General features: G+C 68.5%; 25 protein-coding genes. 14 read left to right on the forward strand and 11 right to left on the reverse strand.

The window, feature by feature from the left end; translation table 11 throughout:
* Window positions 1–90: 90 nt before the first annotated feature.
* From ABD156_RS37105 to ABD156_RS37125, 5 genes are all read left to right on the forward strand, one after another.
* Entirely contained in the window at window positions 91–693 is a 603-nt protein-coding gene (locus tag ABD156_RS37105) for a TetR/AcrR family transcriptional regulator (protein ID WP_344285188.1), read from the forward strand.
* A gap of 95 nt (window positions 694–788) precedes the next feature.
* Window positions 789–1,562 (forward strand): SDR family oxidoreductase, encoded by a 774-nt coding sequence (locus ABD156_RS37110; RefSeq protein ID WP_344285191.1) that lies wholly within the window; start codon window positions 789–791, stop codon window positions 1,560–1,562.
* Window positions 1,562–2,206 (forward strand): PaaI family thioesterase, encoded by a 645-nt coding sequence (locus tag ABD156_RS37115; protein ID WP_344285194.1) that lies wholly within the window; start codon window positions 1,562–1,564, stop codon window positions 2,204–2,206. The genes ABD156_RS37110 and ABD156_RS37115 overlap by 1 nt, the downstream gene beginning before the upstream one ends.
* Entirely contained in the window at window positions 2,203–2,964 is a 762-nt protein-coding gene (locus ABD156_RS37120) for an SDR family NAD(P)-dependent oxidoreductase (protein ID WP_344285197.1), read from the forward strand. Before ABD156_RS37115 ends, ABD156_RS37120 begins: the two co-directional genes overlap by 4 nt.
* 22 nt (window positions 2,965–2,986) lie before the next feature.
* On the forward strand, window positions 2,987–4,369 hold the full coding sequence (locus ABD156_RS37125; RefSeq protein WP_344285200.1) for an amidase: 1,383 nt from the start codon (window positions 2,987–2,989) through the stop codon (window positions 4,367–4,369).
* A 7-nt stretch (window positions 4,370–4,376) separates the two neighbouring features.
* Here the strand turns inward: ABD156_RS37125 and ABD156_RS37130 are convergent, their stop codons facing one another.
* Window positions 4,377–4,652, reverse strand: a complete 276-nt coding sequence (locus tag ABD156_RS37130) for a hypothetical protein (protein WP_344285202.1) — start codon at window positions 4,650–4,652, stop codon at window positions 4,377–4,379.
* A 146-nt stretch (window positions 4,653–4,798) separates the two neighbouring features.
* Between ABD156_RS37130 and ABD156_RS37135 the strand changes: the two genes are divergently transcribed.
* On the forward strand, window positions 4,799–6,031 hold the full coding sequence (locus ABD156_RS37135) for an NADH:flavin oxidoreductase (RefSeq protein WP_344285205.1): 1,233 nt from the start codon (window positions 4,799–4,801) through the stop codon (window positions 6,029–6,031).
* 8 nt (window positions 6,032–6,039) lie between these two features.
* Here ABD156_RS37135 and ABD156_RS37140 read toward each other — a convergent pair whose 3' ends face one another.
* Complete coding sequence (locus ABD156_RS37140; RefSeq protein WP_344285208.1) at window positions 6,040–7,080, reverse strand: NAD(P)-dependent alcohol dehydrogenase; 1,041 nt, start codon at window positions 7,078–7,080, stop codon at window positions 6,040–6,042.
* Window positions 7,081–7,177: 97 nt separating this feature from the next.
* Between ABD156_RS37140 and ABD156_RS37145 the strand changes: the two genes are divergently transcribed.
* Window positions 7,178–7,765 carry a TetR/AcrR family transcriptional regulator gene (locus tag ABD156_RS37145; protein WP_344285212.1) on the forward strand — a complete coding sequence of 196 codons (588 nt, stop codon included), beginning with the start codon at window positions 7,178–7,180 and terminating at the stop codon, window positions 7,763–7,765.
* Between the two features lie 65 nt (window positions 7,766–7,830).
* Here ABD156_RS37145 and ABD156_RS37150 read toward each other — a convergent pair whose 3' ends face one another.
* Window positions 7,831–8,655, reverse strand: a complete 825-nt coding sequence (locus ABD156_RS37150) for an SDR family NAD(P)-dependent oxidoreductase (protein ID WP_344285215.1) — start codon at window positions 8,653–8,655, stop codon at window positions 7,831–7,833.
* Between the two features lie 69 nt (window positions 8,656–8,724).
* Between ABD156_RS37150 and ABD156_RS37155 the strand changes: the two genes are divergently transcribed.
* The 3 genes from ABD156_RS37155 to ABD156_RS37165 are packed head-to-tail and all read left to right on the forward strand — an operon-like array spanning window position 8,725 to window position 11,396.
* Window positions 8,725–9,495, forward strand: coding sequence for an SDR family oxidoreductase (locus ABD156_RS37155; protein WP_344285218.1), 771 nt, complete (start codon window positions 8,725–8,727; stop codon window positions 9,493–9,495).
* A gap of 13 nt (window positions 9,496–9,508) precedes the next feature.
* The gene (locus tag ABD156_RS37160) at window positions 9,509–10,714 is read left to right on the forward strand and encodes an acetyl-CoA C-acetyltransferase (RefSeq protein ID WP_344285220.1); all 1,206 of its coding nucleotides are present in this window, start codon (window positions 9,509–9,511) and stop codon (window positions 10,712–10,714) included.
* 58 nt (window positions 10,715–10,772) lie between these two features.
* On the forward strand, window positions 10,773–11,396 hold the full coding sequence (locus ABD156_RS37165; protein WP_344285223.1) for a flavin reductase family protein: 624 nt from the start codon (window positions 10,773–10,775) through the stop codon (window positions 11,394–11,396).
* Window positions 11,397–11,412: 16 nt separating this feature from the next.
* On the opposite strand, the gene ABD156_RS37170 is transcribed toward ABD156_RS37165, so the two are convergent.
* Window positions 11,413–12,975 (reverse strand): AMP-binding protein, encoded by a 1,563-nt coding sequence (locus tag ABD156_RS37170; RefSeq protein WP_344285226.1) that lies wholly within the window; start codon window positions 12,973–12,975, stop codon window positions 11,413–11,415.
* A 73-nt stretch (window positions 12,976–13,048) separates the two neighbouring features.
* Here ABD156_RS37170 and ABD156_RS37175 point away from each other — a divergent pair, with 73 nt between their 5' ends.
* Window positions 13,049–13,660 (forward strand): TetR/AcrR family transcriptional regulator, encoded by a 612-nt coding sequence (locus tag ABD156_RS37175; protein ID WP_116202412.1) that lies wholly within the window; start codon window positions 13,049–13,051, stop codon window positions 13,658–13,660.
* 5 nt (window positions 13,661–13,665) lie between these two features.
* On the opposite strand, the gene ABD156_RS37180 is transcribed toward ABD156_RS37175, so the two are convergent.
* Genes ABD156_RS37180 through ABD156_RS37210 form a run of 7 tightly spaced genes read right to left on the reverse strand, consistent with a single transcriptional unit; the run spans window position 13,666 to window position 19,831 of the window.
* Complete coding sequence (locus ABD156_RS37180) at window positions 13,666–14,436, reverse strand: CoA-transferase subunit beta (protein ID WP_344285231.1); 771 nt, start codon at window positions 14,434–14,436, stop codon at window positions 13,666–13,668.
* Window positions 14,433–15,305 carry a CoA transferase subunit A gene (locus ABD156_RS37185; protein WP_344285234.1) on the reverse strand — a complete coding sequence of 291 codons (873 nt, stop codon included), beginning with the start codon at window positions 15,303–15,305 and terminating at the stop codon, window positions 14,433–14,435. Before ABD156_RS37185 ends, ABD156_RS37180 begins: the two co-directional genes overlap by 4 nt.
* A gap of 39 nt (window positions 15,306–15,344) precedes the next feature.
* Window positions 15,345–15,776: a VOC family protein gene (locus ABD156_RS37190; RefSeq protein ID WP_344285237.1), complete on the reverse strand. Its 432-nt coding sequence runs from the start codon at window positions 15,774–15,776 to the stop codon at window positions 15,345–15,347.
* Window positions 15,773–16,831: an acyl-CoA dehydrogenase family protein gene (locus ABD156_RS37195; protein ID WP_344285240.1), complete on the reverse strand. Its 1,059-nt coding sequence runs from the start codon at window positions 16,829–16,831 to the stop codon at window positions 15,773–15,775. The genes ABD156_RS37190 and ABD156_RS37195 overlap by 4 nt, the downstream gene beginning before the upstream one ends.
* Entirely contained in the window at window positions 16,831–17,784 is a 954-nt protein-coding gene (locus ABD156_RS37200; RefSeq protein WP_344285243.1) for an acyl-CoA dehydrogenase family protein, read from the reverse strand. Before ABD156_RS37200 ends, ABD156_RS37195 begins: the two co-directional genes overlap by 1 nt.
* On the reverse strand, window positions 17,781–18,956 hold the full coding sequence (locus tag ABD156_RS37205) for an acyl-CoA dehydrogenase family protein (protein ID WP_344285246.1): 1,176 nt from the start codon (window positions 18,954–18,956) through the stop codon (window positions 17,781–17,783). The genes ABD156_RS37200 and ABD156_RS37205 overlap by 4 nt, the downstream gene beginning before the upstream one ends.
* Window positions 18,953–19,831 (reverse strand): enoyl-CoA hydratase, encoded by an 879-nt coding sequence (locus tag ABD156_RS37210; protein WP_037812239.1) that lies wholly within the window; start codon window positions 19,829–19,831, stop codon window positions 18,953–18,955. The genes ABD156_RS37205 and ABD156_RS37210 overlap by 4 nt, the downstream gene beginning before the upstream one ends.
* Before the next feature lie 97 nt (window positions 19,832–19,928).
* Here ABD156_RS37210 and ABD156_RS37215 point away from each other — a divergent pair, with 97 nt between their 5' ends.
* Genes ABD156_RS37215 through ABD156_RS37225 form a run of 3 tightly spaced genes read left to right on the forward strand, consistent with a single transcriptional unit; the run spans window position 19,929 to window position 23,073 of the window.
* A complete protein-coding gene (locus tag ABD156_RS37215) occupies window positions 19,929–21,107 on the forward strand; it encodes an acyl-CoA dehydrogenase family protein (protein WP_344285253.1) in 1,179 nt (392 codons plus the stop codon).
* Window positions 21,104–21,904 (forward strand): SDR family oxidoreductase, encoded by an 801-nt coding sequence (locus ABD156_RS37220; RefSeq protein ID WP_344285256.1) that lies wholly within the window; start codon window positions 21,104–21,106, stop codon window positions 21,902–21,904. The genes ABD156_RS37215 and ABD156_RS37220 overlap by 4 nt, the downstream gene beginning before the upstream one ends.
* 17 nt (window positions 21,905–21,921) lie before the next feature.
* On the forward strand, window positions 21,922–23,073 hold the full coding sequence (locus ABD156_RS37225) for an acetyl-CoA C-acetyltransferase (protein WP_344285259.1): 1,152 nt from the start codon (window positions 21,922–21,924) through the stop codon (window positions 23,071–23,073).
* The last annotated feature ends 262 nt before the right edge of the window (window positions 23,074–23,335 follow it).

Raw genomic sequence — 23,335 nt, forward strand, 5'->3', positions numbered from 1 at the left:
GGGGCGCGGTCATCCCACTCACCGGTAGCGGAGGCGCCCGATGGGAGGATCGTGCGCGAGAATGGCCTGATCACGAGCGGAGGAGCCGAGGTGCCGAGAGTCGCCGAAAACCGGGCGCCGGCCACGCCGAGTTCGCCCGCGCAGCAGGAGCGCTACCGGCGGATCCTGCGAGCGGCCGCGGACCACGGCGCCGAGCACGGCCTCGACCGGATCCAGATGCTCGACGTCGCCCGCGACGCCGGCGTCGCCATCGCCACGCTCTACCGGTACTTCCCGTCGAAGACGATCCTGTTCACCGCGCTGCTGCACAGCCAGGTCGAGCAGCTGGACCGCAACAGCGTCCCGGTCGTACCCGGTCAGGAACCGGCCGAGGCAGTCGCGCGCGTGCTGGTCGACGCCGCCCGCCGCCTGCTGGAACGCCCGCGGCTCGCCCAGGCGATGCTGCAGTCGAACAACGCGACGGTCTCGGGGGAGTCGCCGAACATGGCCGCGACGGTCGAGTTCGCCGACCTGATCCTGCGCGTCGCGGGGGTGGCGGAGGCCAACGAGCACGACCGCCGCTTGGTCCGGTTGATCGAACAGACGTGGTACGGCGTGCTGACCTCGCAGCTGAACGGGCACATCACGGCGGAGGAAGCAGAGGCGGACACGGTGCTGGCGTGCCGGTTGCTGCTGGCCGAACTGGGCCGCTGACCGGCTTCTCCCGGTGACCGGGATGAGCCCGCCGCGCGGAGCGGAGTCCCCGTAGCGTCGCGGCCGTTCCCGGAACCCCACCGCAGGAGGCCGTCATGCCGCGCACCGTCGTCATCACCGGAGCGAGTTCGGGGATCGGTGCGGCGCTCAGCAGCCTCCTCGCCGAGCGCGGCGACCAAGTCGTCGGCGTGGACCTGTCGGGCAGCGACATCGACGCGGACCTTTCGACCCCGCACGGCCGCACCGCTGCGGCCGAGGAGGTCGGCAAGCGCACTGGGCACGTCGACGCGGTGATCACCTGCGCCGGGACGTCGAACCCCGGCGAAGCGATGGTCACGGTGAACTACTTCGGCTGCACCAGTTTCATCGAAGCCCTTCAGCCGTTGCTCGCGAAATCCGAAGCGCCGCGCGTCGTCCTGGTCGGCTCGATCTCCGGGACCCAGCCGAACGACCCCGCAGTGGTCGAGGCCTGCCTGCGCGGCGACGAGCAAGCTGCACTGACCGCCGCCCGCGAGGCGATCGCGGACAACCGGGCGGTCCAGCTGTACCCGTCGTCGAAGTCCGCGGTCGCGCAATGGGCGCGCCGGACGTCCGTCTCGGCAGGCTGGGCCGACGCGGGAATCGCGGTCAACGTGGTCGCACCCGGCGTGGTCCTGACGCCGATGACTGACGAGCTTTTCGCCAACCCGCAGATGAAAGCCGTGATGGACAAGGCAGTTCCGATGCCGCTGCACGGTTACGCGGCCGCGGAAGACGTCGCGCGAGTTCTGGCGTACTTCGCCGACGCCGCGACGACGCACATCACCGGCCAGGTCGTCTACGTCGACGGCGGTGCCGAGGCGACCCTCCGCCCGGCGGCGCACTACTGATGACGACTTACGCCGAAAGCGTCCCGCTGTCGCCCGTCCCGAATGACGACGGCATCGACGCTGCCGTCGCGGCGGCCCGCCGGGTCGTCAACGCACTCCTGCACGCCGGCGCGGACAGCGCCGCGCCGATGACGGACCTCGCCCGCGACCTCAACCGGATCGCCGCCCAGCTCGAAGAGCACGCGCCGGAGCGGCAGGAGCGATTCGTCGGCATGTGGGCCGGGCGACCGCGGCACGATCCCGTCACCGGCCCCGAAAACGCGCTCGCCCCGCCCTTGCACCTGCACGGCCTGCCGGACGGTTCGGTGACCGGAACGGTGACGCTCGGCCTGCCTTACCAGGGCCCGCCCGGCTGCGTGCACGGCGGGATTTCCGCACTGCTGCTGGATCACGCACTCGGCGTCGCCAACAGCTGGGGTCCCGGTCCGGACGGGATGACCGGCACGCTCAGCGTCCGCTACCACCGGACGACCCCGCTGTTCGAGGAGCTGACGATTCGCGCGCGGCAGCAATCCAGCGAGGGCCGCCGGATCCACACGACCGGCGAAATTCTCGCCGACGGTCAGGTCTGCGTTTCCGCGGACGGGATTTTCGTGGCGAAACACGTCGCGCGACCAGTCGCCCAGGACGAAGGAGGCCGATGAACACGCTCGCGGGCCGGGTGGCCCTGGTGACCGGCGCCGGACAAGGCGTCGGGCAAGGAATCGCGCTGGCGCTGGCGGGGGAGGGGGCGTCGGTCGCGGTACTCGGGCGTACGCGCGGCAAGCTGGACGAGACCTGCCGCCTCTTGCGGGAGCGGGGTGCCGCTGCGGAAGCGTTCGAGTGCGATGTCGCGGACACGGCGTCGATTCCCGGCGTCGTCGACGAGGTCGTTTCGCGATTCGGCCGACTGGACATTCTGGTCAACAACGCGTACTCCGGCGCTTTCGGGCCGTTGCTGAAGATGAGCGACGAGGATTTCACTCGCGGTTTCTCGACTGGACCGTTTGCCGCGTTCGCGTTCATGAAAGCCGCCCACCCGCATTTGAAGGCGACGGGCGACGGTTCGATCGTCAACCTGGTCACCTCAGCGATGGTGCGCTGGGATCCCACCACCTATGGTGCTTACGCCGCAGCGAAACAAGCGTTGCGCTCGCTGTCGCGCACCGCCGCCGTGGAGTGGGCGCGTGACGGAATCCGGGTCAACGCGATCGCGCCGCACGCGTTGTCGCCGGGCTTGAAATGGTGGACCGAACACAATCCCGAAGAGGCCGCCGAATTCGTCGCGACCATTCCGATGGGCCGGATCGGGGAATGCGAGGAGGACATCGGCCGCGCTGTCGTCGCGCTGGTCGGTTCCGATCTGCGCTATCTGACCGGCGCCACCGTGCCGCTCGACGGCGGTCAAGCTTTCTTCGGCTGAGCCCTTCTGAGGAGACATCGCTGTGCTTTCTGCCCTCGACACCGCCGCCGCCATCCGCCGGGGCGACCTGTCCGCCCGGGAGGCCGCCGAACAGGCGATCGCCCGCATCGAGGAGGCGAATCCGCGGCTCAACGCCGTCGTCGGCCGCCGCTTCGAGGCCGCGCTCGCGGAAATCGACGCCGGCCTCCCGGACGGCCCGCTCACCGGAGTCCCGTTCCTGGTCAAGGATCTCGGCACCGAAGTCGCCGGTCTCCCCGCCACCCAGGGAAGCGCGCTATTCGCCCCAACGGTGTCCACAGTGGACAGTGAACTGATCCGCCGGTACAAACGCGCCGGTTTGGTCATCCTAGGCACCACCAACACCCCCGAATTCGGCCTCAACGCAAGCACCGAGCCGCAGTTGCACGGCCCCACGCACAACCCGCACGACCTGTCCCGCTCGCCCGGCGGCTCCAGCGGCGGTTCCGCGGCCGCCGTCGCTGCGGGCCTGGTCCCCGCCGCCCACGCCACCGACGGCGGCGGTTCGATCCGCATCCCGTCGGCCATGTGCGGTCTGGTCGGCCTGAAACCCAGCCGCGGCCGTACCACCGGCGCCCCCGACGCAGGCACGCTCGCCGCCCCGGTCTCCGTCGCCCACGCGGTCACCACGACGGTCCGTGACAGCGCGGCCCTGCTGGACGCGATCGCCGGACCACTCCCAGGTGAAGCCTTCGCCGCCCCGACCCCGACTGGCACTTTCCTCGACGCGACCCGCCGTGCCCCCGGCAGTCTCCGCATCGGCCTGGCCACCCAGGCCCGAACCGGCGTCGACCCGCACCCCGCCTGCGTGGCCGCCGTTCGGCAGACGGCGAAACTGTGCGAGGAACTCGGCCATCACGTCGAGGAAACCGTTGCGCCGTTTGACTTCCCGGACGTCCGCACGACCGGCGGGCTGCTGATGGGCGCGGATCTGGTGGTGATCGTCGAAGACCAACTGGCCGCTTTGGGCCGAGAACTCCAGCCGGGCGACGTCGAGCCGTTCACCGAACTGCTGCTCGACCACTACCGGGGTTTGACTGCTAACCAGCTCCACCGCGCACTGCGCCGGGCGCAGGAGATCGGGTGGGAAGTCGGCCAGGTCTTCACCTCCTATGACGTGCTGCTCACGCCGACCTTGCCGCTCCCGACTCCGCCGCTGGGCCTGCTGGACACGACGGATCCCGCGTCGATCTACGAGCATGCGGGCGCGTATTCGGCGTGGACCAGTGTTTTCAACGTGACCGGCATGCCGGCGATCTCGCTCCCGCTCGGCAAGGACGACGACGGACTGCCGCTGGGGGTGCAGTTCGCCGCGGATCTGGGGCAGGAGGGGTTGCTGTTGTCGTTGGCGGCGCAGTTGGAGGAAGCGGCACCCTGGGCCAACTGACCGTTCGTCAGTTGCGGACGATGGCCGATCCGCTGCTCGACAGGTTGGACATGATGACCAGGACCCCGATCAAGGTCAGGATCGCCCACATCACGACCACGGTGGTCACGATCAACGCGTGCCGCCGGATAGCTGCGAGCTGGCCGAGGATTTCCAGGTTGATCCTGTTGGCGTAGTCCGTCGGCCCGTCCGTCTCGGACGCTGCTTTGAGCCGCGCGGCGACTGCGTCGGGACTCGTAAATGCGTTCGCGTGATAGCGAGGACGGGGCTTGAGTTCGGGCACAGTTGTTTCTCCTCAGGCTAAGCAGCGGATAGACGCACGGGAATCGTCGAGCCCAGCCGTGGCGTTACCGCGCCGCCGGGTGCCAAGCCTCCCGGTCACCGAGATCGCGAGAGCAGCCCGTCCCCTCCGTTTCCTACCGTGACAAGGTGACTTCCACGACCCCCACCCCGCCCGACCCGCTCGCTCCCGCGCGGCTCGGGCCGGTGCAGTTGCGCAACCGCGTCGTCAAGGCGGCTACCTACGAGGGCCTCAGCCACCACGGCCGGGTCACGCGGGATCTGGTCGATTTCCACGTCGGCTACGCGAAGGGCGGCGTCGGGATGACGACGGTCGCCTATTGCGCGGTCGCCAAGGAAGGCCGCACCGACCGGCATCAGATCTACTGGGCCGACGAAGCCCTGCCGGGACTGCGCGTGCTCACCGACGCGGTGCACGCCGAGGGCGCGGCGATCTCGGCGCAGATCGGGCACGGCGGGCCGGTCGCGAATCCGAAGGGCAACGGGCTTCCCGCGCTCGCGCCGAGCCGCTATTTCCACAAGACGACGCTCAGTTTCGCCCAGGAAATCGACCACGCCGGCATCGAACGCGTCAAACGCGCGCACGCCGAAGCCGCCCTGCGCGCCATCGAATGCGGGTTCGACGCCATCGAAGTCCACTTAGGACACAACTATCTGATCAGTTCTTTCCTGAGCCCGAAACTCAACCACCGCACCGACGAATACGGTGGCTCGCTGGAAAACCGCGCCCGGCTCGCGCGCGACACGATGCGCGCGGTACGCGACGCCGTCGGCGACCGGATCGCGGTGATCGTGAAAATGAACATGGACGACGGCGCGCCCGGCGGCTTTTGGCTCGACGAGGCGATCCCGGTGACGCAATGGCTCGAAGCCGACGGCACCTGCGACGCTCTCGAAATGACTGCCGGTTCCTCGCTGCTCAACCCGATGTATCTCTTCAAGGGCGACGCACCGGTCCGCGAGTTCGCCGCCGTGATGCCGCAACCGTTGAAGCTCGGCGTGCAGGCGGTCGGGAAGCACTTCATCCGCGAATACCCTTACCGCGACGCCTTTCTGCTCGAGGACGCACGGCAGATCCGGGCCGCGGTGAAGCTGCCGATGGTGCTGCTCGGCGGGATCACCGACCGCGCGTCGATGGATTTGGCGATGCGGGAGGGATTCCAGTACGTCGCGATGGGCCGTGCTTTGCTGCGCGAGCCGGATTTGGTGAACCGGATCGCGGCCGAGCCGGAGACGCCGTCGTTGTGCATTCACTGCAACAAATGCATGCCGACGAACTTCACCGGGACGCGGTGTGTGCTGGTGGACCGGACTACGACTCGGGGTGCGGAGTGGGGTCAGCCCGCGGGTTACGTGGGCTGACCGCACCGTCAGTGGCTCTGCGCCAGATCCGACAGGTCCAGCACGAACCGGTACCGGACGTCGTTGCGTTCCAGCCGGTCGAGGGCTTCGTTGACGCGGGCGGACGGGAGGAGTTCGATGTCCGCGGTGATGCCGTGCCGGGCGCAGAACTCCAGCATGGCGGCGGTCGCGGGACGCCCGCCGCTGCCCGCGGAGCTCAGTTTCTTGCGTCCTACCAACAGATCGGTGGCCTGCACGGTGACCGAGCCGAGGTGCCCGACGTGGCTCAGGGTTCCGTCGAGGGCGACGAGCTTGAGGTAGGCAGCAACGTCGTGCGGGACGGCGATGGTGTCGATGACGACGTCGAACCGGTCCCGGGCCGCGGCCATCTGGCGTTCGTCCGCGGAGACGATCAGATCGCGGGCACCCAGTCGCCGGGCGTCGTCGGCCTTGTCGGCTGAGCGGCTGATGACCGTGGTGTCAGCCCCGAGCGCGACGGCGAGTTTGACCGCGAGGTGCCCGAGTCCGCCGAGCCCGGCCACGGCGACCCGGCTGCCGGGCCCGATGCCGAGAGCGCGCAGCGGTTCCCAGACGGTGATTCCCGCGCACAGCAGGGGAGCGGCGGCCGCCGGGTCGAGTCCGGCGGGGAGCGGGTAGGCGAACTCGTCGCGGACGACGTACTCGCGGGAGAAGGCGCCCAGCGTGGTGGTTCCGTCGCGGCGGTCGGTGCCGCCGTAGGTCAGCGTCGGGAACTCGTAGCAGAAGTTTTCCTGTCCTGCCTCGCACATCGCGCACGCGCCGCAGGAATCGACGATGTTGCCGACCGCGACCTGGTCGCCGAGCGCGAACCGGGTGACCGCGTGCCCGATCTCGGTGACCACGCCGGTGAACTCGTGGCCGGGCACCAAAAGCGCTTCGTCGGTGTGGGTGTGGACGGCGTGGAGATCGGTGTGGCAGACACCGCAGTAATCCACGCGAACGGCGACGTCGTCGGCCCGCAGTTCTCGACGCCGCAGGACGGTCCGCCGCAACCCGGCGCGGTCGGATTGCCAGCCCAGAGTGCTCCGCATGCTCGCCCCTCAACAAACAGACTGTTCGGTCTATTGTCACGGTAGCGGGTGCAGGCCGATTCAGCAAACAGACTGGTCTGTTGTTATTGTGCCCGGCATGGCCGACAAGCCCCTGACCTCGCGCGGAGCCGCCACTCGGCAGCGCATCCTGGACGCGGCGACCCAGGAGTTCGCCGAGCACGGGATCGCCGGAGCCCGGGTCGAACGCATCGTGGCCGCCGCCCGCACCAACAAGGCGCAGCTCTACGGCTACTTCGGCAACAAGGAGGGGCTGTTCGACGCCATTTTCGCCGCCTCGCTGGAGCGGATCATGACCGTCGTGCCGATCGACGCGACCGACCTCGCCGGCTGGGCGGTCCGCCTCTACGACGAGTATCTCCGTCGCCCCGACCTCATCCGGCTGGCCACCTGGGAGCGCCTGGAGCGGCGTCCAACCGGGCACCTCGTCGACGACAGCAATCGCCTCGACGACGCCAAACTGCGCGCCATCGCCGAAGCGCAAGCCGCGGGCATCGTCCGGGAGGGAGACCCGTTCGACCTGATGGCCATGGTGATCGCGATGTCGATGGCCTGGTCGCCGGTCAGCAACGTCTACGCCGCCAGCGACCAGGAAGCTCCGGAACTGCACGAGCAGCGCCGGGCTTTGCTCCGCGAAAGTGTTGAGCGGGCCATCGCGCCTGGCTGAGAGTGGGGGCTTGTGAGTGGCGCTGCCGGTTCTAACCGGAATAAGCACTCACGAGCCCCCCCGTCTCACGTTTCCCTCGGGAAGTTCGTGAACCCCTTCCGATTGCTCCGCAAATACCATCCCGAAGCCGCGAGCGTCCCGCCGTCCACCGGAATCGTGTGGCCGGTGACGTAAGAAGCCGCGTCCGTGGTCAGAAATTCGATCACCTTCGCGTATTCGTCCACGTGCCCGAACCGCCCCAGCGGCACCCACGTCTCGATCTTCGACGGATCGTTGTCGCGCAGCATCGCCGCCGCCGGAGTCTGCTGGCTGTCCGCGAGATCCGGCGCGATCGCGTTTACTCGGACGCCATACCGGCCTACCTCGACGGCCAGGCTCTTCGTGAACGCCGAAACCCCGGCGTTGTAAGCGGAATACACCGCATGTCCGGGAATTCCGCGAAAGGCTTCCACCGTCGAGTTGTTCACGATCACGCCTGAGCCCTGCGAGATCAACTGCGGCAGCACCCGGTGGGTGAGCTTGAAGACGTGCAGCAGGTTCAGTTCATGCAACCGCGTCCACTGTTCTGGTGTGCTGTGCAGGAAATCCCGGGAAGCGGGACGGAAATCGCCGACATTGTTGACCAGGACGTCGATCCGGCCGTCGCCCAACCGCAGAGCGGCAGCGGCGACAGCCTCGACCACCTCGTCCGCGACGATGTCTCCGATGACCGTTTCGCACACCCCGCCGGCCGCCTCGATCGCGGCACGCGTGTCGGCGGCGGCAGTGGGATCGAGGTCGTTCAGCACGACCAGGTCTCCGCGCGCGGCGAGGCGGCGGCTGGTCGCCCCGCCGATCCCCAGCGCGCCCCCGGTGACGATGCTGACTCGCCGGATTGCTTCCTGTGGCATGGAAAACCTCCTCGTCCTCAACCTAGCATTTGTTTGGTAGGCTGAGCGCTCCCGGCGAGAAGGAGCAGCATGCCTGTCAGCTTCGACCTGACCGATCGCGTCGTCCTCGTCACCGGCGGAGCGCGCGGAGTCGGCGACGGCATCGTGGCGACGTTCCTCGAAGCGGGGGCCGAGGTCGAGATCTGCGGGCGCACCGAACCCGAGAAGCTGCGCGAGGTCGACGGCCGGCAGCCGCGGTTCAGCCAGGTCGACGTGCGAGAGCCGGAGCAGGTCCAGAAGTGGCTGGAGGAGATCGGCGAGCGGCACGGCCGGCTCGACGTCGTCGTCAACAACGCGGGCGGCGCGCCGTTCGCGCAGTTCGCCGAGGCCTCGCCGCGATTCCACCGCAAGATCAACGATCTCAACTTCCTCGCGGCGGCGTACGTGCTCCACGCGGCGCATCCGCTCCTGCGCGAGACGCCCGGCGCTTCGGCGGTGAACGTCACGTCGATCTCGGCGCGGCGGCCCAGCCCGGGCACCGCGATCTACGGCGCGGCGAAGGCGGCGCTGGAAAGTCTTACGACCAGTTTGGCCGTGGAGTGGGCGCCGCGGGTGCGGGTCAACGCGGTCAGCTGCGGATTGGTCGAGACGCCGGGTTCGGAGGACCACTACGGCGATCCGGCGCAGCGCGACGCGGTTGCCCGGACGATCCCGCGTGGACAGTTCGCGTCGCCGGCCGAGGTCGGCCAAGCCTGTTTGCTGCTTGCTTCACCGCTCGCGAGCCATGTCAGCGGAGCGGTGCTCAATGTGGACGGAGGCGGCGAATGGCCCGCTTTCCTCCAGCACACCCCGAACGCCTGAGGAGGACCTTGCTGTGCCCGAAGCCGTGATCGTCTCCGCCGCCCGCTCGCCGATCGGGCGGGCGTACAAGGGCTCGCTCAAGGACCTGCGGCCGGACGACCTCGCCGCGCAGATGGTCGAAGCCGCACTGGCGGCGGTCCCGGAGGTCGGCCAGATCGACGACCTGATGCTCGGCTGCGCGCAACCGGCCGGGGAACAGGCGTACAACCTGGGCCGGATGGTCGCGCTGCGGCTCGGTCTCGACACGGTGCCCGGCACGACTGTGCACCGGTACTGCGCGTCCTCGCTGCAGACCACGCGGATGGCGATGCACGCTATCCGCGCCGGCGAGGGCGACGTGTTCGTGTCCGCGGGGGTCGAGTGCGTTTCGCGGTTCTCCCAAGGCAAAGCCGACGGCATGCCGGACACGAAGAACCCGTTGTACGCCGACGCGATGGCGGTGACCGAGAAGCGTGCGGGCGGTGGTCTGCAGTGGACGGACCCTCGAAAGGACGGCGCGCTGCCGGACGTCTACATCGCGATGGGCGAGACCGCGGAGAATGTCGCTGACCATTGTGGAGTGTCGCGAAAGGACCAGGACGCGTTCGCCGTGCGCAGCCAGAATCTCGCCGAAGCGGCGGGGGAGTTCTGGCAGAAGGACATCACGCCGGTGACCTTGCCGGACGGCACCGTGGTGTCCACTGACGACGGTCCGCGGGCGGGCGTGACGCTGGAGAAGGTATCTCAGCTCAAGCCGGTGTTCCGTCCGGATGGGACGGTCACTGCGGCGAACTGCTGTCCGCTCAACGACGGTGCGGCCGCGCTCGTCGTGATGAGCGATGTCCGGGCGCGCGAGCTGGGCATCCAGCCGCTGGCGCGGATCGTCGCCACCGGGGTGTCCGCGTTGAGCCCGGAGATCATGGGTCTCGGCCCGGTCGAGGCGAGCCAGCAGGCACTAGGCCGGGCCGGACTGTCCGTTAAGGACATCGACCTGGTCGAGATGAACGAAGCCTTCGCCGCGCAGGTGCTGCCGTGCGTCGACCAGCTGGGCCTGGACCTCGACCGCGTCAACGTGCACGGCGGGGCGATCGCGCTGGGCCACCCGTTCGGCTCGACCGGCGCGCGGATGGCGACGACGCTGCTGCACGGCCTCCAGGAGCGGGACGCGACCTTCGGCCTGGAGACGATGTGCGCGGCGGGCGGACAGGGCATGGCGATGGTGCTGGAGCGGCTCGCCTGACCGCCGGACGCGGGACGGTTCGGCGCGCACCGAACCGTCCCGCCGCCAGGATGCGGTCATGGATTCCGTCGTGATCGACCCGCCGGTGCTTTACCCCGGCACCCCCGTCGTGCTGCTGTCCAGCGCGAACGCCGACGGGACGACCAACCTGGCCCCGATGTCGTCGGCCTGGGTGCTCGGCCGCACCGCCGTGCTCGGCTTCGGCAGCACCGGCCACACCTTCTCCAACCTGCGCGAGCGGCCGGACTGCGTGCTGAACTATCCGAGCGCCGACCTGTGGCCCGCCGTCGAACGCTTGGCCGGGCTGACCGGCGCTCCCGTCGTTCCGGAGCACAAGGCGGGCCAGTTCCGGACCGAGCGGGACAAATTCGGTGCCGCCCGACTCACTCCGGTCCCGGCTGACCTCGTCGCGGTCGACCGGGTCGCGGAGTGCCCGCTCCAGGTCGAATGCCGGGTGACTGCCGCGCGCCATCCCGGGGATCCCGCTGTCGGGATCGTCGAGGTTGAGGTGCTCCGGGTGCACGTCCATCCGGCGCTGGCGGAACCGGATCTCCGGCATATTCGCGTCGCGGCGTGGGAGCCGTTGTTCTATGTCTTTCGGCATTACGTGGGCCGGGGGCCTGAGCTTGGCCGGACTTTCCGCGCCACGACGGCTGAGTCCGCTTCGCTGAGCCCCCGGTGAACCACTGCGGAGAGCGTCAGGCCAGTTCCCGCTTCACGATCTTCCCGCTGGCATTCCTCGGCAGTTCCTTGATCGCCACGAACTCGCGCGGCACCTTGAAGTTCGCCAGCCGCTCCCGGCAGTACTCCCGCAGCGCCGCCGAGTCCAGTTCGACCCCCGACCACAGCGTCACGTAAGCGCGGCCCACCGAGCCCATCCGCTCGTCGTCCACGCCGATCACCGCGGCCTCGACGACGTCCGGGTGCGTGCTCAGCACGTTCTCCACCTCGGCTGGGTACACGTTGAACCCGCCGACGGTGAACATGTCCTTGAGCCGCCCGGTGATCTTGACGCAGCCGTGCTCGTCCAGTTGCCCGACGTCGCCGGTGTGCAGCCAGCCGTCGGCGTCGATCGCCGCCGCGGTCGCGTCCGGGTCGTCGAAGTAGCCGAGCATCACGAACTCGCCGCGGATGAGGATTTCGCCGTCGGCGTCGACCGGCACGTCCTTGCCGTCGCCGTCGACCGCGCGGATCTCCAGCCCGGGCACCGCGGGACCGGTCGTGTGCGCGACGTGCAGCGGGTCCTCGTTCGGCCGCGACTGGGTCGCCACGACGCATTCGGTGAGCCCGTACGCCTGTGCGACCTGCTCGAAGCCGAGGATTTCCAGCATGTCCGAGAACAGGTTCTCCGGCACCGAAGCCGCGCCGGCGATCGCGAAGCGCAGCGACGACAGGTCGAATTCGCCACGCCGAGGGTGGTTGATCAGCGTGGTGAAGATGGTCGGCGCACCGGGCAGCACTGAGATGCCCACTCGCTGGACCAGTTCCATCAACGCGACCGGGTCGAAGGTCAGCACCGGGTAGATGGTCGTGCCCGGGGTGATCGCCGCGACCACCCCGGCTTTGTAGCCGAAGGAGTGAAAGAACGGATTCACGATCGCGTAATTGTCCGCCGGGGTGAGCGACGCGCCCTTCGCCCAGACGTCCGCGACGCCGATCGTCTGCGCGTGCGTGCTCATCACGCCCTTCGGCACCCCCGTCGTGCCCGAGGTGTACAGAATGTCCGCCACCGTGGAAGGCGTCACCGACGATTCGTCGACGGCCGAAACTGACTCCGCGCCAACGAGGAATTCGTTCCACGGCAAAGCAACGCCGTCCGATCCGAGATCGATCACGGTGTGCAGCTGCGGAAGTCCAGGTACCGCGCCCGAGGAACCCGAACCGGCAGCGGCCTCGGTCAGCATCCCGAGGTAGTCGTTGCCGAGAAACCCGTTGCACAGCACCAGCACCGAAGCACCGGACCGCTCCAGCACCACCCGGGCTTCTTCGCCGCGATACCGCGTGTTGATCGGCACCAGCGCCGCGCCGAGGCACTGCGCGCCCAGGAACGTCAGAATGAACTCGACGCGGTTCGGCGACCACACCGCGACCCGGTCGCCGGATTGGACGCCGACCGCGGCCAGCGCGCGGGAAACGGTGCGTACCCGCTCCCGCAATCCGGTCCAGGACAGCTGTGTCGTACCGTCGACCACAGCGGGTGCGTCGCCGTGGCGGCGGGCGGCTTCGTCGAGCAGCGCGGGAATCGTGCGAGGTGTCGACACGCGGGTCTCCTCACTGAACAAGTGCTTGTTCGGTAGCATAGGGGAAAGCAGCGGGCAGGAAGGGATCCATGCGATGACTCCGCGAACCGGCCGGGCTCCGGCGAAAAACGGCGGCACCCGGCGCGGAGAGCTGCTGGGCATCGCCGCGCAGCTGTTCGCGACCCGGGGCTACTCCCAGACCACCGTCCGCGACATCGCCGACGAGGCGGGCATCCTTTCCGGGAGCCTGTACCACCATTTCGCGTCCAAAGAGGACATGCTCCGCGAAATCCTCAAGGAGTTCATGGACGACCTGCTGGCCGCGTTCACCGAGATCGCCGGGAAGGACGGTACGCCGCGCGAGCAGTTCGACGCGCTGGTGTACACCGCCTTCGCGACCATTCACGAGCGGCCGTTCGCGGTGGCGCTCTACCAGAACGAATCGGCCGTCGTCGGCAGCCTCGCCGATTTCGAATTCGTCGGGAAGACGTCGCTGAAGATCGAAAAACTGTGGCTCAGCGTGCTCCAGGCGGGCCGCGAGACCGGCGAATTCCGCGACGACCTCGAGGTGAGCCTGGTGTACCGGTTCATCCGGGACACCGTCTGGTCGTCGGTCCGCTGGTACAACCCGCGCGGAAAGCTCCGCCACGACGTCGTGGCGGAGCAGTACCTCGCGATGCTGTACGGCGGGTTGCTCGCCGGCTGAGCGGTTCAGGGCCGGGACACCTTGACCTCCCGGTCCCGGGCGCCCTTCGGATCGAGCACGGTGCGGATCAAGTCCAGCTCGTGCTCGTCCGGCTCCCGGGACACTCCGGCCCCGCTGAAGTCCAGCTCGAAGCCGGTGTTCTCGCGGACCTCGTCCTCGGTGACGCCCGGGTGCAGCGAACGCACCTTCAGCCGTCCGTCCTCGTCGTAGTCGAGCACCGCCAGGTCGGTCACCACCACGCCGAGGTCGTGGAACCGCAGCGCCGTCGAAGCGTGCGCGCGGGCCCGGTCGTTGCCGACGCCGGACACGATGTCGACCCGGTCCACGAACACCCGGCTCGAATGCCGGCTGACCCAGTAGTCGGTGCGGTGGTTGACCGTGTTGCCCGGCGCGCCGCGCATGCCGATGAGCTGGCGTTTCGGCTTCCGCCAGTCGCCGATCAGCGAGATGTTCTGGTTGCCGAACCGGTCGATCTGGCTCGCGCCCATCATCGAATGCCGCCGCCCGGTGTTGAGGATGTCGAAGATCCGGCCGAACGGCGCCCAGGCCTCGACGGTGCCGCCGGCCGCGGCGGTTTTGCCCAGCGGCGGCGGGTCGGCCATGAAGTGGCATTCGCCGTCGGACAGCACCAGTTCGGGGGAGTGGGTGAGCCGCGCCAGCCGCGCGCTGATCGCCGGGACCGTGCCGACCGCGTGGGCCAGCACCTCGCCGGAGCCGCGCCACGCGTCGGAGCACGCGGCGATGCAGACCTCGGCGCGGGTTGCGGGGGCACTCATGCGGACTCCTTCTCGGTCGCGCGGTGGAAGGCGCGCACTGCTTCGTGGTAGCTGGCCTCGTCGCCGGTCAGGAAGGTCTCCCGGAACTGCTTCCACGAGACCTCGTCCTGCGCGGACTGCGCGTAATGCCGCTGGAACGCCTCGTCGCGGCCGTAATCCGGGTCGCACGAGGTGAAGTGCGCGCCGTTCGGGGCCTCGATCACGCCGTTGACGAACATCCGGCTGATCAGCAGCGACGTCGACCGCTCGGTCGCGGTGAGGTCCTCGGTGTCCACGATCTTCTCGACGCTCAGCAGCGTTTTGTCCGACGCCATCGCGAAGAGGTCGTCGAAGTACGGATCCGGGCCGAGGAACTGGCCGTTGCCGAGGGTGTCGCTGCGGTTGAGGTGCAGCAACGAGACGTCCGGGCGCACCGCGGGCACTGCGATGTAGACGTCATCGTCATACGGCGACGCGACGGTCTTCAGCTCCGGGTTCATCAGCAGCACGTCGCTCTCGAGCCCGGAGCGCGTCGGCAGGAACGACAGCCGGTTGGCGCCGGCCCGCAGCGAGGCGACGAACATGCCCTCGTCGTACTCCGTGATCTCGACCCGGCCGCCCTCGCGCGCGGCGCGGAAATGCGGGTCGAGCGGGATCGTGTCGAGCGTGACGAACCCGTAGATCACCCGGCGCACCTTGCCCGCCGCGCACAGCAGCCCGACCTCGGGCCCGCCGAAGGTGACCAGCGTGAGGTCCTCGACGTCGCTGCGCAGCAGTTCGCGCACCATCGCCATCGGCTTGCGCCGCGACCCCCAGCCGCCGATCCCGACGGTCATCCCGGATCGGACGTACTCGGTGACGCCGTCCAGGGTCATGGACTTGCCGCCCATTCGTTCCTCCAGCCTCTGATAAACGCTGTTTTTCCTTGCTCAGGCGGGCAGTTGCACCAGTTCGACGCGGACCCGGTCCGGATCGAGCACGTACACCGCGCGGCAGCCCGCCATCGGATGGCTCGTGACGATCGGCTCGGACACCGCCGCGACGCCGCGTTCGCGCAGCCGCGCCAGCGTCGCGTCCAGGTCGTCGACGGTGATCGCGACGTGCGCGGCACCCGCTTGCCCGTGGTCCGGGTCGATCCGCGTCGGCGACCCGTTTTCGTACTGCAGCAGCTCGACCACCGTGTCGCCGTCGTCGGCCGACACGAAGCTCTGGCGCACGATCACACCGGGATATCCGGTGACTTCGTCGATCCGCGGACCGCTGCGCTCGAACGGGCCTTCGACGCTGCCGCCGAGCAGATCGCGGTAGAACTCGGTCGACGCGGCGAGGTCGTGCACGGTGATTCCGACGTGGTGGATCATGCGCCGCTCCGGAGTCGCGCCCGGTGTTCGCGAGCGTCGCCGAAGAGGTGCGCCAGCGCGTGCGCTCGTTTGAAGTACAGCTGCGCGTCGTGCTCCCAGGTGATCGCGATTCCGCCGTGTAGCTGGACGGTTTCGGCCGCTACCGCGGTGAATGCTTCGCTGCACCAGGATTTCGCGTACGCCGCCTGCTGGACGACGTCGTCGCCGTTGCTGGCCGCGAACCCGGCCGCCCACGAGATCGAGCGCGCGGTTTCGACCTGGACCAGCATGTCGGCGACCCGGTGTTTCAACGCTTGGAACGAACCGAGCGGACGGCCGAACTGCTCGCGTTCCTTGAGGTGCGCGACGGTTCGGTCCAAACAGGACTGTGCGCCGCCGACTTGCAGTGCGGTGCAAGCGATCGCGGCGATGGCGTGCAGCCGGGGGAGTGCTTCGGTGAAGTCCTCCGCGAGCAACGTCGCCGGGGTGTCGCGGAATTCGACCTGGGCGAACCTCAGTGTTTGGTCGACGGCTGGGGTTGCCTCAGCCGTCGCGGAGGTTTGGAACAGTGCGGGGCGTCCGTCGGCCATCGCGACCACCAGCAGGTGCGACGCCTGCGCGCCGTCCAGCACCAACGTCGCGGTGCCGTTGAGGGTTCCGTCCGAAGCGACCACGTCCGAACCGTCGGTTCGATGCCGTCCGGCACGATCCGCCCAGGCCAGCGCGACGACCTCACCGGCCGCGATCTCGGGGAGCAGCGCCGGTGCGTCGGCGGCCAGTAATGCTTGCGCGGCAAGCACTCCGGATCCCAGCAGCGGCGACGGCGTCAGGCTCGCGCCCAGCTCCTCCAGCACCACATGCGTTTCGAACAGGCTGAACCCGGCCCCGCCGTACTCCTCGGGGATGGCCAGCGCGGCGACGCCGATCTGCTCGCACAGCGCGGACCACAGCTCGGTGTCGTATCCGGCCGGCGAGTCGATCGCCGCCCGCAGATCGGTCTTCGCGGCTCGTCGCTGGACCAGCCCGCGGACGGCGGCGGCGAGTTCCCGCTGCTCATCGGTCAGCGCGAAGTGCATCAGCGGCCCCTCATCAGGCTCTCCAGCACCCGCGCGCGGTGCACGGACGGCGTGCCCCAGCAGCCCACGAGCGCCCGGACGCGCAGCAGCCACAGGCTCAGGTCGCATTCGAGCGTGTAGCCGATCGCGCCGTGCAGTTGCAGTCCGGTGCGCGCGGCGAGCTGGGCCGCGTCCGACGTCGCGACCTTCGCCGCCGAGATCGCCCGGGCACTGGGCTCGCGGGCCGCGCCGAGCAGCAGGGGACGGGCGAAATCGAGCGCCACGCGGACGTCTGCGGCGGCGTGCTTGAGCGCTTGGTACTCGCCGATCACGCGGCCGAACTGGCGTCGTTGGCCGAGATATGCCACGGTGTCGGCCAGCATTCGCTCGCCGCAGCCCAGCAGTTCCGCCGCGCAGGCGAGGCTGGCGAGATCGAGTGCCTCTGCGCGCTTCTCCGGGGCGAGCGGCTGAATCTCGGCACCGGCGGTCACCTCGAACAAGTGCCGAGACGGATCAACCGACTGCAGCGAGCGGCCGATTTCCGCCCGTGCCAGCGAATCGCCGACCACGAACACGTCGGTAGCGACGTCAGCATCCAGCGCGTACGGAGTGTCCGGCGCGCTCGCGAAGGTCACCACCGCGTCCCCGGAGGCCAGGGAGGACAGCAACGAAGCGTCCGTGAGCAGCGCGGGCGCGGCGGCGATGGACTCGATCACCGGACCCGGCACGCCGTGATACCCGAGGCGTTCGAAGGCCACGACCAGATCGACCGGGGTCCCGCCGACGCCGCCGGGTTCCTCGGGCACGCCGAGCGCGGTGACGCCCAGTTCGGCCAGCTGCTTCCACAGCTTCAGCCCGGATTCCGGCCGCTTGGCCGCCCAGGACCGGTTGACGCCGGGGACGTCGGCCGCGCCCAGCAGGGCGTCCAGCGCTTCGGCGAACGCGCGCTGTTCGGCGGACAGCCGGAACTTCATGCTTGTGCCTTCCTGCGGTCGCCGCGGGGGAGGCCGAGCAGCCGTTCCGCGACGATGTTGCGCTGGATTTCGTTGGTGCCGGCGTAGATCGGGCCGCCGAGGGCGAACAGGTAGTCCTCCATCCAGCGCCCGCCCGCCGTCGCTCCGGGGCCGAGCAGCTCCTGGTCCGGGCCGAGCAGGTCCAGCGCTGTTTCCTGGATGCCGAGGTCGAGCCCGGTCCAGAAGAGCTTGTTGACGCTGCCCGCCGCGCCGACGTCGCCGCCGTTCTGGACGTGGTCGACGGTGTCCCAGGTGTAGAGCCGGTAGGACTCGGCCTTGATCCAGGCGTCGGCCACCGGGTCGCGCAGGTGCGGGGCTTCGGCGCCGCGCTCGGCCCAGAGGTCGAGCAGCCGGTCCGCCGCCGCGAGGAACCGGCCCGGCGAACGCAGCGACAGGCCGCGTTCGTTGCCCGCGGTGCTCATCGCGACGCGCCAGCCGTCGCCGACTCCGCCGAGGACGTCCTGATCAGGCACGAAGACGTCGTCGAAGAAGATCTCGGCGAAGCCGCAGTCGCCGTCGAGTTGCGCGATCGGCCGGACGGTGACGCCGTCGGAATCGAGCGGGAACAGGAAGTACGTGAGGCCGCGGTGCCGTTCGGCTTCGGGATCGGAGCGGAACAGGCCGAAACCCCAGTCCGCGAACGGGGCGCGGGAGCTCCAGATCTTCTGCCCATTCAGGACCCAGCCGCCGCGTTCGTCGTCGCGGACGGCGGTGCTGCGGATCCCGGCGAGGTCGCTGCCCGCCTCCGGCTCGGACCAGGCCTGGGCCCAGATCCGGGTGCCGTTGGCGGTCAGTGGCAGGTGCCGCTGGCGCTGGTCGTCGGTGCCGTGCTCGAAGATGATCGGGGCCAGCAGCGAGATGCCGTTCTGCGCGATCCGGGTCGGCGCGCCGCTGAGGTAGTACTCCTCCTCGAACAGCACCCACTCGGTCAGCGTCGCGTCGCGGCCGCCGTACTCGGCCGGCCAGGTGACCACCGACCACCGGCCCTCGGCCAGCTTCGCTTCCCACTCGCGGTGCGCGCGGGCGCCGTCTTCGGTGTCCATCGACGGCAGCGGGCCGGGGCTGTTTTCCTTTAGCCAGCCGCGCGCCTCCGCACGGAACTCCTCTTCCGCGGCGGTGAATTCCGGGCTCATGACTCTCCCGCGGCTTTCTTGTTGGCCTTCGCCATCGACCGCGCGTCGAGCCCGGCGAGCGAATCGGTGTCCAGTTCGGCGTTGTGCGCGTGCGCAGCATGGTGCAGGCCGAACACCGAGTCCATTCCGGACCGCATGCCCATCAGGTCCTCGGCCTGGTTGACGGCCTTCTTCGTGAGCGCCAGGCCGAGCTGCGGCATCTGCGCGATCCGCTCGGCGATCGCGAATGTCGCCTCTTCGAGCTCGGCGCGCGGCACGACGTGGTTGACCATGCCGAGCGCCTGCGCGCGGTCCGCGCCGAACCGGTCGCCGGTGTAGAGGAACTCCTTCGCCGCGCGCGGGTTCATCACCCACGGGTGCGCGAAGTACTCGACGCCCGGGATGCCCATCCGCACGACCGGGTCGGAGAAGAACGCGTCGTCGGAGGCCACGATGAAGTCGCACGACCACGCGAGCATCAGGCCGCCCGCGATGCACGCGCCCTGCACCATCGCGATCACCGGCTTCGGGATCTCCCGCCAGCGCCGGCACATGCCGAGGTAGACCTCCGACTCGCGGGCGAAGCGCGAATCGACGCCCGCCCGGTCGGTGTGGTCCCACCAGATGACCGCTTTGCGCTCGAAACTCTGGTCGATGTCGCGCCCGGGGGTGCCGATGTCGTGCCCGGCGCAGAAGTGCTTGCCGTTGCCCGCCAGCACGATCGCCTTGACGTCCGGGTCGTCCACGGCCTTGGTGAACGCGGCGTCCAGCGCGTAGGTCATCTTCGAGTTCTGGGCGTTGCGGTACTGCGGCCGGTTCAGCGTGACGACCGCGACCGGACCGCGCACCTCGTACGTCACGACCTGCTCGTCGGTGCTTTCTTCGGTTCCGCTCAACGCGCATCACTCCTTCTCGGTTCGGCGGCGATGCTACCAAACAAGTGCTTGGTTTGGTAGCGTGGCGGGACCGGACACCGGCGGACCAGGAGGACGGGTGGATCTTCGCTACACCCCCGAGGACGAGCAGTTCCGCGCCGACGTGCGCGCGTGGCTCGGCGACCACCTCACCGGCGACTTCGCCGCGTTGAAGGGCCTCGGCGGATCCGGGCGTGAGCACGAGGCGCCGGAGGAGCGGCAGGCGTGGAACCAGCACCTGGCGGCGCACGGCTGGACGTGCCTCGGCTGGCCGGTCGAGTACGGCGGGCGCGGGCTGAGCCTGTTGCAGCAGGTGATCTTCCACGAGGAGTACGCCCGGTCGGACGCGCCCGCGCGGGTCAACCACCTTGGCGAGGAACTGCTCGGGCCGACATTGATCGCGCACGGTACGGACGAGCAGCGGCGGCGGTTCCTGCCGGGGATCGTCGGGGTTACTGAGCTCTGGTGTCAGGGCTATTCCGAGCCTGGGGCGGGGTCTGACCTGGCCGGGGTGCGCACGCGGGCGCGGCTGGACGGCGGCGAGTGGGTGATCGACGGGCAGAAGATCTGGACGTCGCTCGCTCAGCACGCGCAGTGGTGCTTCGCGGTGGTGCGGACCGAGGCTGGGTCCCGGCGGCACGCTGGGTTGTCGTATCTGCTGGTGCCGATGGATCAGCCCGGGGTCGAGGTGCGGCCGATCCGGCAGTTGACCGGAACCAGCGAGTTCAACGAGGTCTTCTTCGACGGGGCTCGGACATCGGAGTCCCTGGTGGTGGGCGCGCCCGGAGACGGGTGGCGGGTCGCAATGGCGACGCTCGGGTTCGAGCGCGGGGTGTCGACTATCGGACAGCAGGTCGGTTTTGCCCGGGAATTGGCGGGGATTGTGGCTACCGCCAAGTCGAATGGGCGTTATGACGATCCGGTTGTGCGGGATCGGTTGGCGCAGGCTGCTGTGGGCCTCGAGGTGTTGCGCGTGCACGCGCTGCGGACGCTCAGTGCGTATGAGGCCGGGTCGCAGGGGCCGGAGGCTTCGGTGTCGAAGCTGTTGTGGGCTCGGTGGCATCGGGAGTTAGGCGAACTGGCGATGGAGGTCCGCGGAGGTTCTGCGTTGACCGCCGCCGGTGCTTACGATCTCGATGCTCAGCAGACGCTTTTCTTGTTCAGCCGGGCCGACACGATTTACGGCGGTTCGGACGAAATTCAGCGAAACATCATTGCCGAGCGGGTGCTTGGCTTGCCCAAGGAGCCGCGACCGTGAGTGTTAAACCGGAACAGCCAGCGCCGGATTACGTGCCGGGGCATGGGTTGCTCGCTGAGCGCGTGGTCGTGGTGACCGCGGCTGCCGGTGCGGGGATCGGGGCGGCTGTTGCCCGGCGGTGCCTCGAGGAGGGTGCGCGGGCGGTCGTCATCGGGGATACGCATGAGCGGCGGCTTGGCGAGTCGGCTTCCAAACTGGGGGCGGAGTTCGGTGCCGAGCGGGTTGTTTCGGTGGTGTGCGATGTGACCAAGGAGGAGCAGGTCGCTGCTCTGCTCGATGCCGCTGAGCCGTTCGGCGGGGTTGAGGTCATGGTCAACAACGCGGGTCTTGGCGGCACGGCTTCGATCACCGAGATGACCGACGAGCAGTGGTCGTTGGTGCTCGACGTGACTTTGACCGGGACTTTCCGCTGTATTCGGGCGGCTTCCCGGCGGATGATCGCTCGCGGTACTCGGGGGGTGATCGTCAACAACGCTTCGGTGATCGGCTGGCGGGCGCAGGAGGGGCAGGCGCATTACGCGGCGGCCAAGGCTGGGGTGATGGCGTTGACCCGGTCTGCGGCGATGGACTTGGCCCCTTCGGGGATTCGGGTCAACGCGGTGTCGCCCAGCCTGGCGATGCATCCGTTCCTGGAGAAGGTCACCAGTGCCGAGCTGTTGACCGAACTGAAGGGGCGCGAGGCGTTCGGGCGGGCTGCTGAGCCTTGGGAAGTCGCCAATGTGATGGTGTTTCTCGCTAGTGCCTATTCGTCTTATCTCACTGGGGAAGTTGTCTCGGTGAGCAGTCAGCATCCCTGATCCGGCTGGAGGATTTCGTGCCTGAGGCATATGTGGTGGACGCGGTTCGCACTCCGGTCGGCCGTCGTGGCGGTTCGCTCGCGGGGATGCATTCCGCTGACTTGGGCGCGCATGCGATTCGCGCGCTGGTGCAGCGGACTGGGGTTGATCCTGGGGCTGTTGACGACGTCGTGTTCGGGTGTTGCGACACGATTGGGTCGCAGGCTGGGGATGTTGCTCGGACTGCTTGGCTGGTGGCTGGGTTGCCGGATCATGTGCCTGGGGTGACTATCGATCGGCAGTGCGGGTCCAGTCAGCAGGCGGTGCATTTCGCGGCGCAGGGGGTGATGTCTGGGACTGCTGATTTGATTGTTGCCGGGGGAGTGCAGAATATGTCTGCTATTCCGATTTCTTCGGCGATGGTGGTGGGACAGCAGTTCGGGTTCAGTACGCCGTTCGCGGAGTCGCCTGGGTGGGTGGCTCGGTATGGGGATCAAGAGGTTTCGCAGTTTCGTTCTGCGCGGATGATTGCTGAGAAGTGGGGGCTTTCTCGGTCCTCTTTGGAGGAGTTCGCGTTCGAGAGTCACCGGCGGGCGTTGGCGGCTATCGATGCTGGCCGGTTCTCGCGGGAGATTTCGCCGGTTGGCGAGTTCTCGGTGGATGAAGGTCCGCGTCGGGATACTTCTCTGGAGAAGATGGCTGGGCTTAAGCCTCTTGAGGAGGGTAGTCCGCTTACTGCTGCGGTGGCGTCGCAGATCAGTGATGGGGCTGGGGCTTTGCTGATCGCCTCCGAGCGGGCGGTGTCGGAGCATGGGTTGACGCCTCGGGCTCGGGTGCATCACATCAGCGTGTATGGGGCGGATCCGGTGTGGATGTTGACTGCGCCTATTCCGGCTACTCAGCGGGCGTTGGAGAAGACTGGGCTGTCCGTGGATGACATTGATCTGTTCGAGTGCAATGAAGCCTTTGCTCCGGTCGTGCTGGCATGGATGCAGGAGATTGGTGTGCCGCATGAGAAGGTCAATGTTAATGGCGGCGGGATTGCTTTGGGGCATCCGATTGGGGCTACTGGGGCTCGGTTGATGACTACCCTGTTGCATGAACTGGAGCGGACTGGTGGGCGGTACGGGTTGCAGGTGATGTGTGAGGGTGGTGGGCAGGCTAACGTGACTGTTCTTGAGCGTCTTTAGGCTGCGGTTTCGTTTCGGGTCGGCTTGTGCGGTGGGGGCACCCCGAAGCTTGAGTGTGACTACGGCGCGGGGGTGCTTGTCAAGGCGGGAAAGATGCCTTGACAAGCACCCCCGCGCCGTGTTTTTGGCTTCGTATCGGGGGCGGGGGAGGTGTGGGTGCCTCGATTTGGGTGCAGTGGCTGCGGTTTGGTGGGGGGTGGGGGGCTTGCGCCCCAATGGGGATTTTTCATCCTGTTGGTGCTGGTCAGGTGGGATTGACGGT

Origin of the sequence: Amycolatopsis albidoflavus (assembly GCF_039525725.1) — a bacterium.
GTDB classification, from domain to species: domain Bacteria; phylum Actinomycetota; class Actinomycetes; order Mycobacteriales; family Pseudonocardiaceae; genus Amycolatopsis; species Amycolatopsis albidoflava.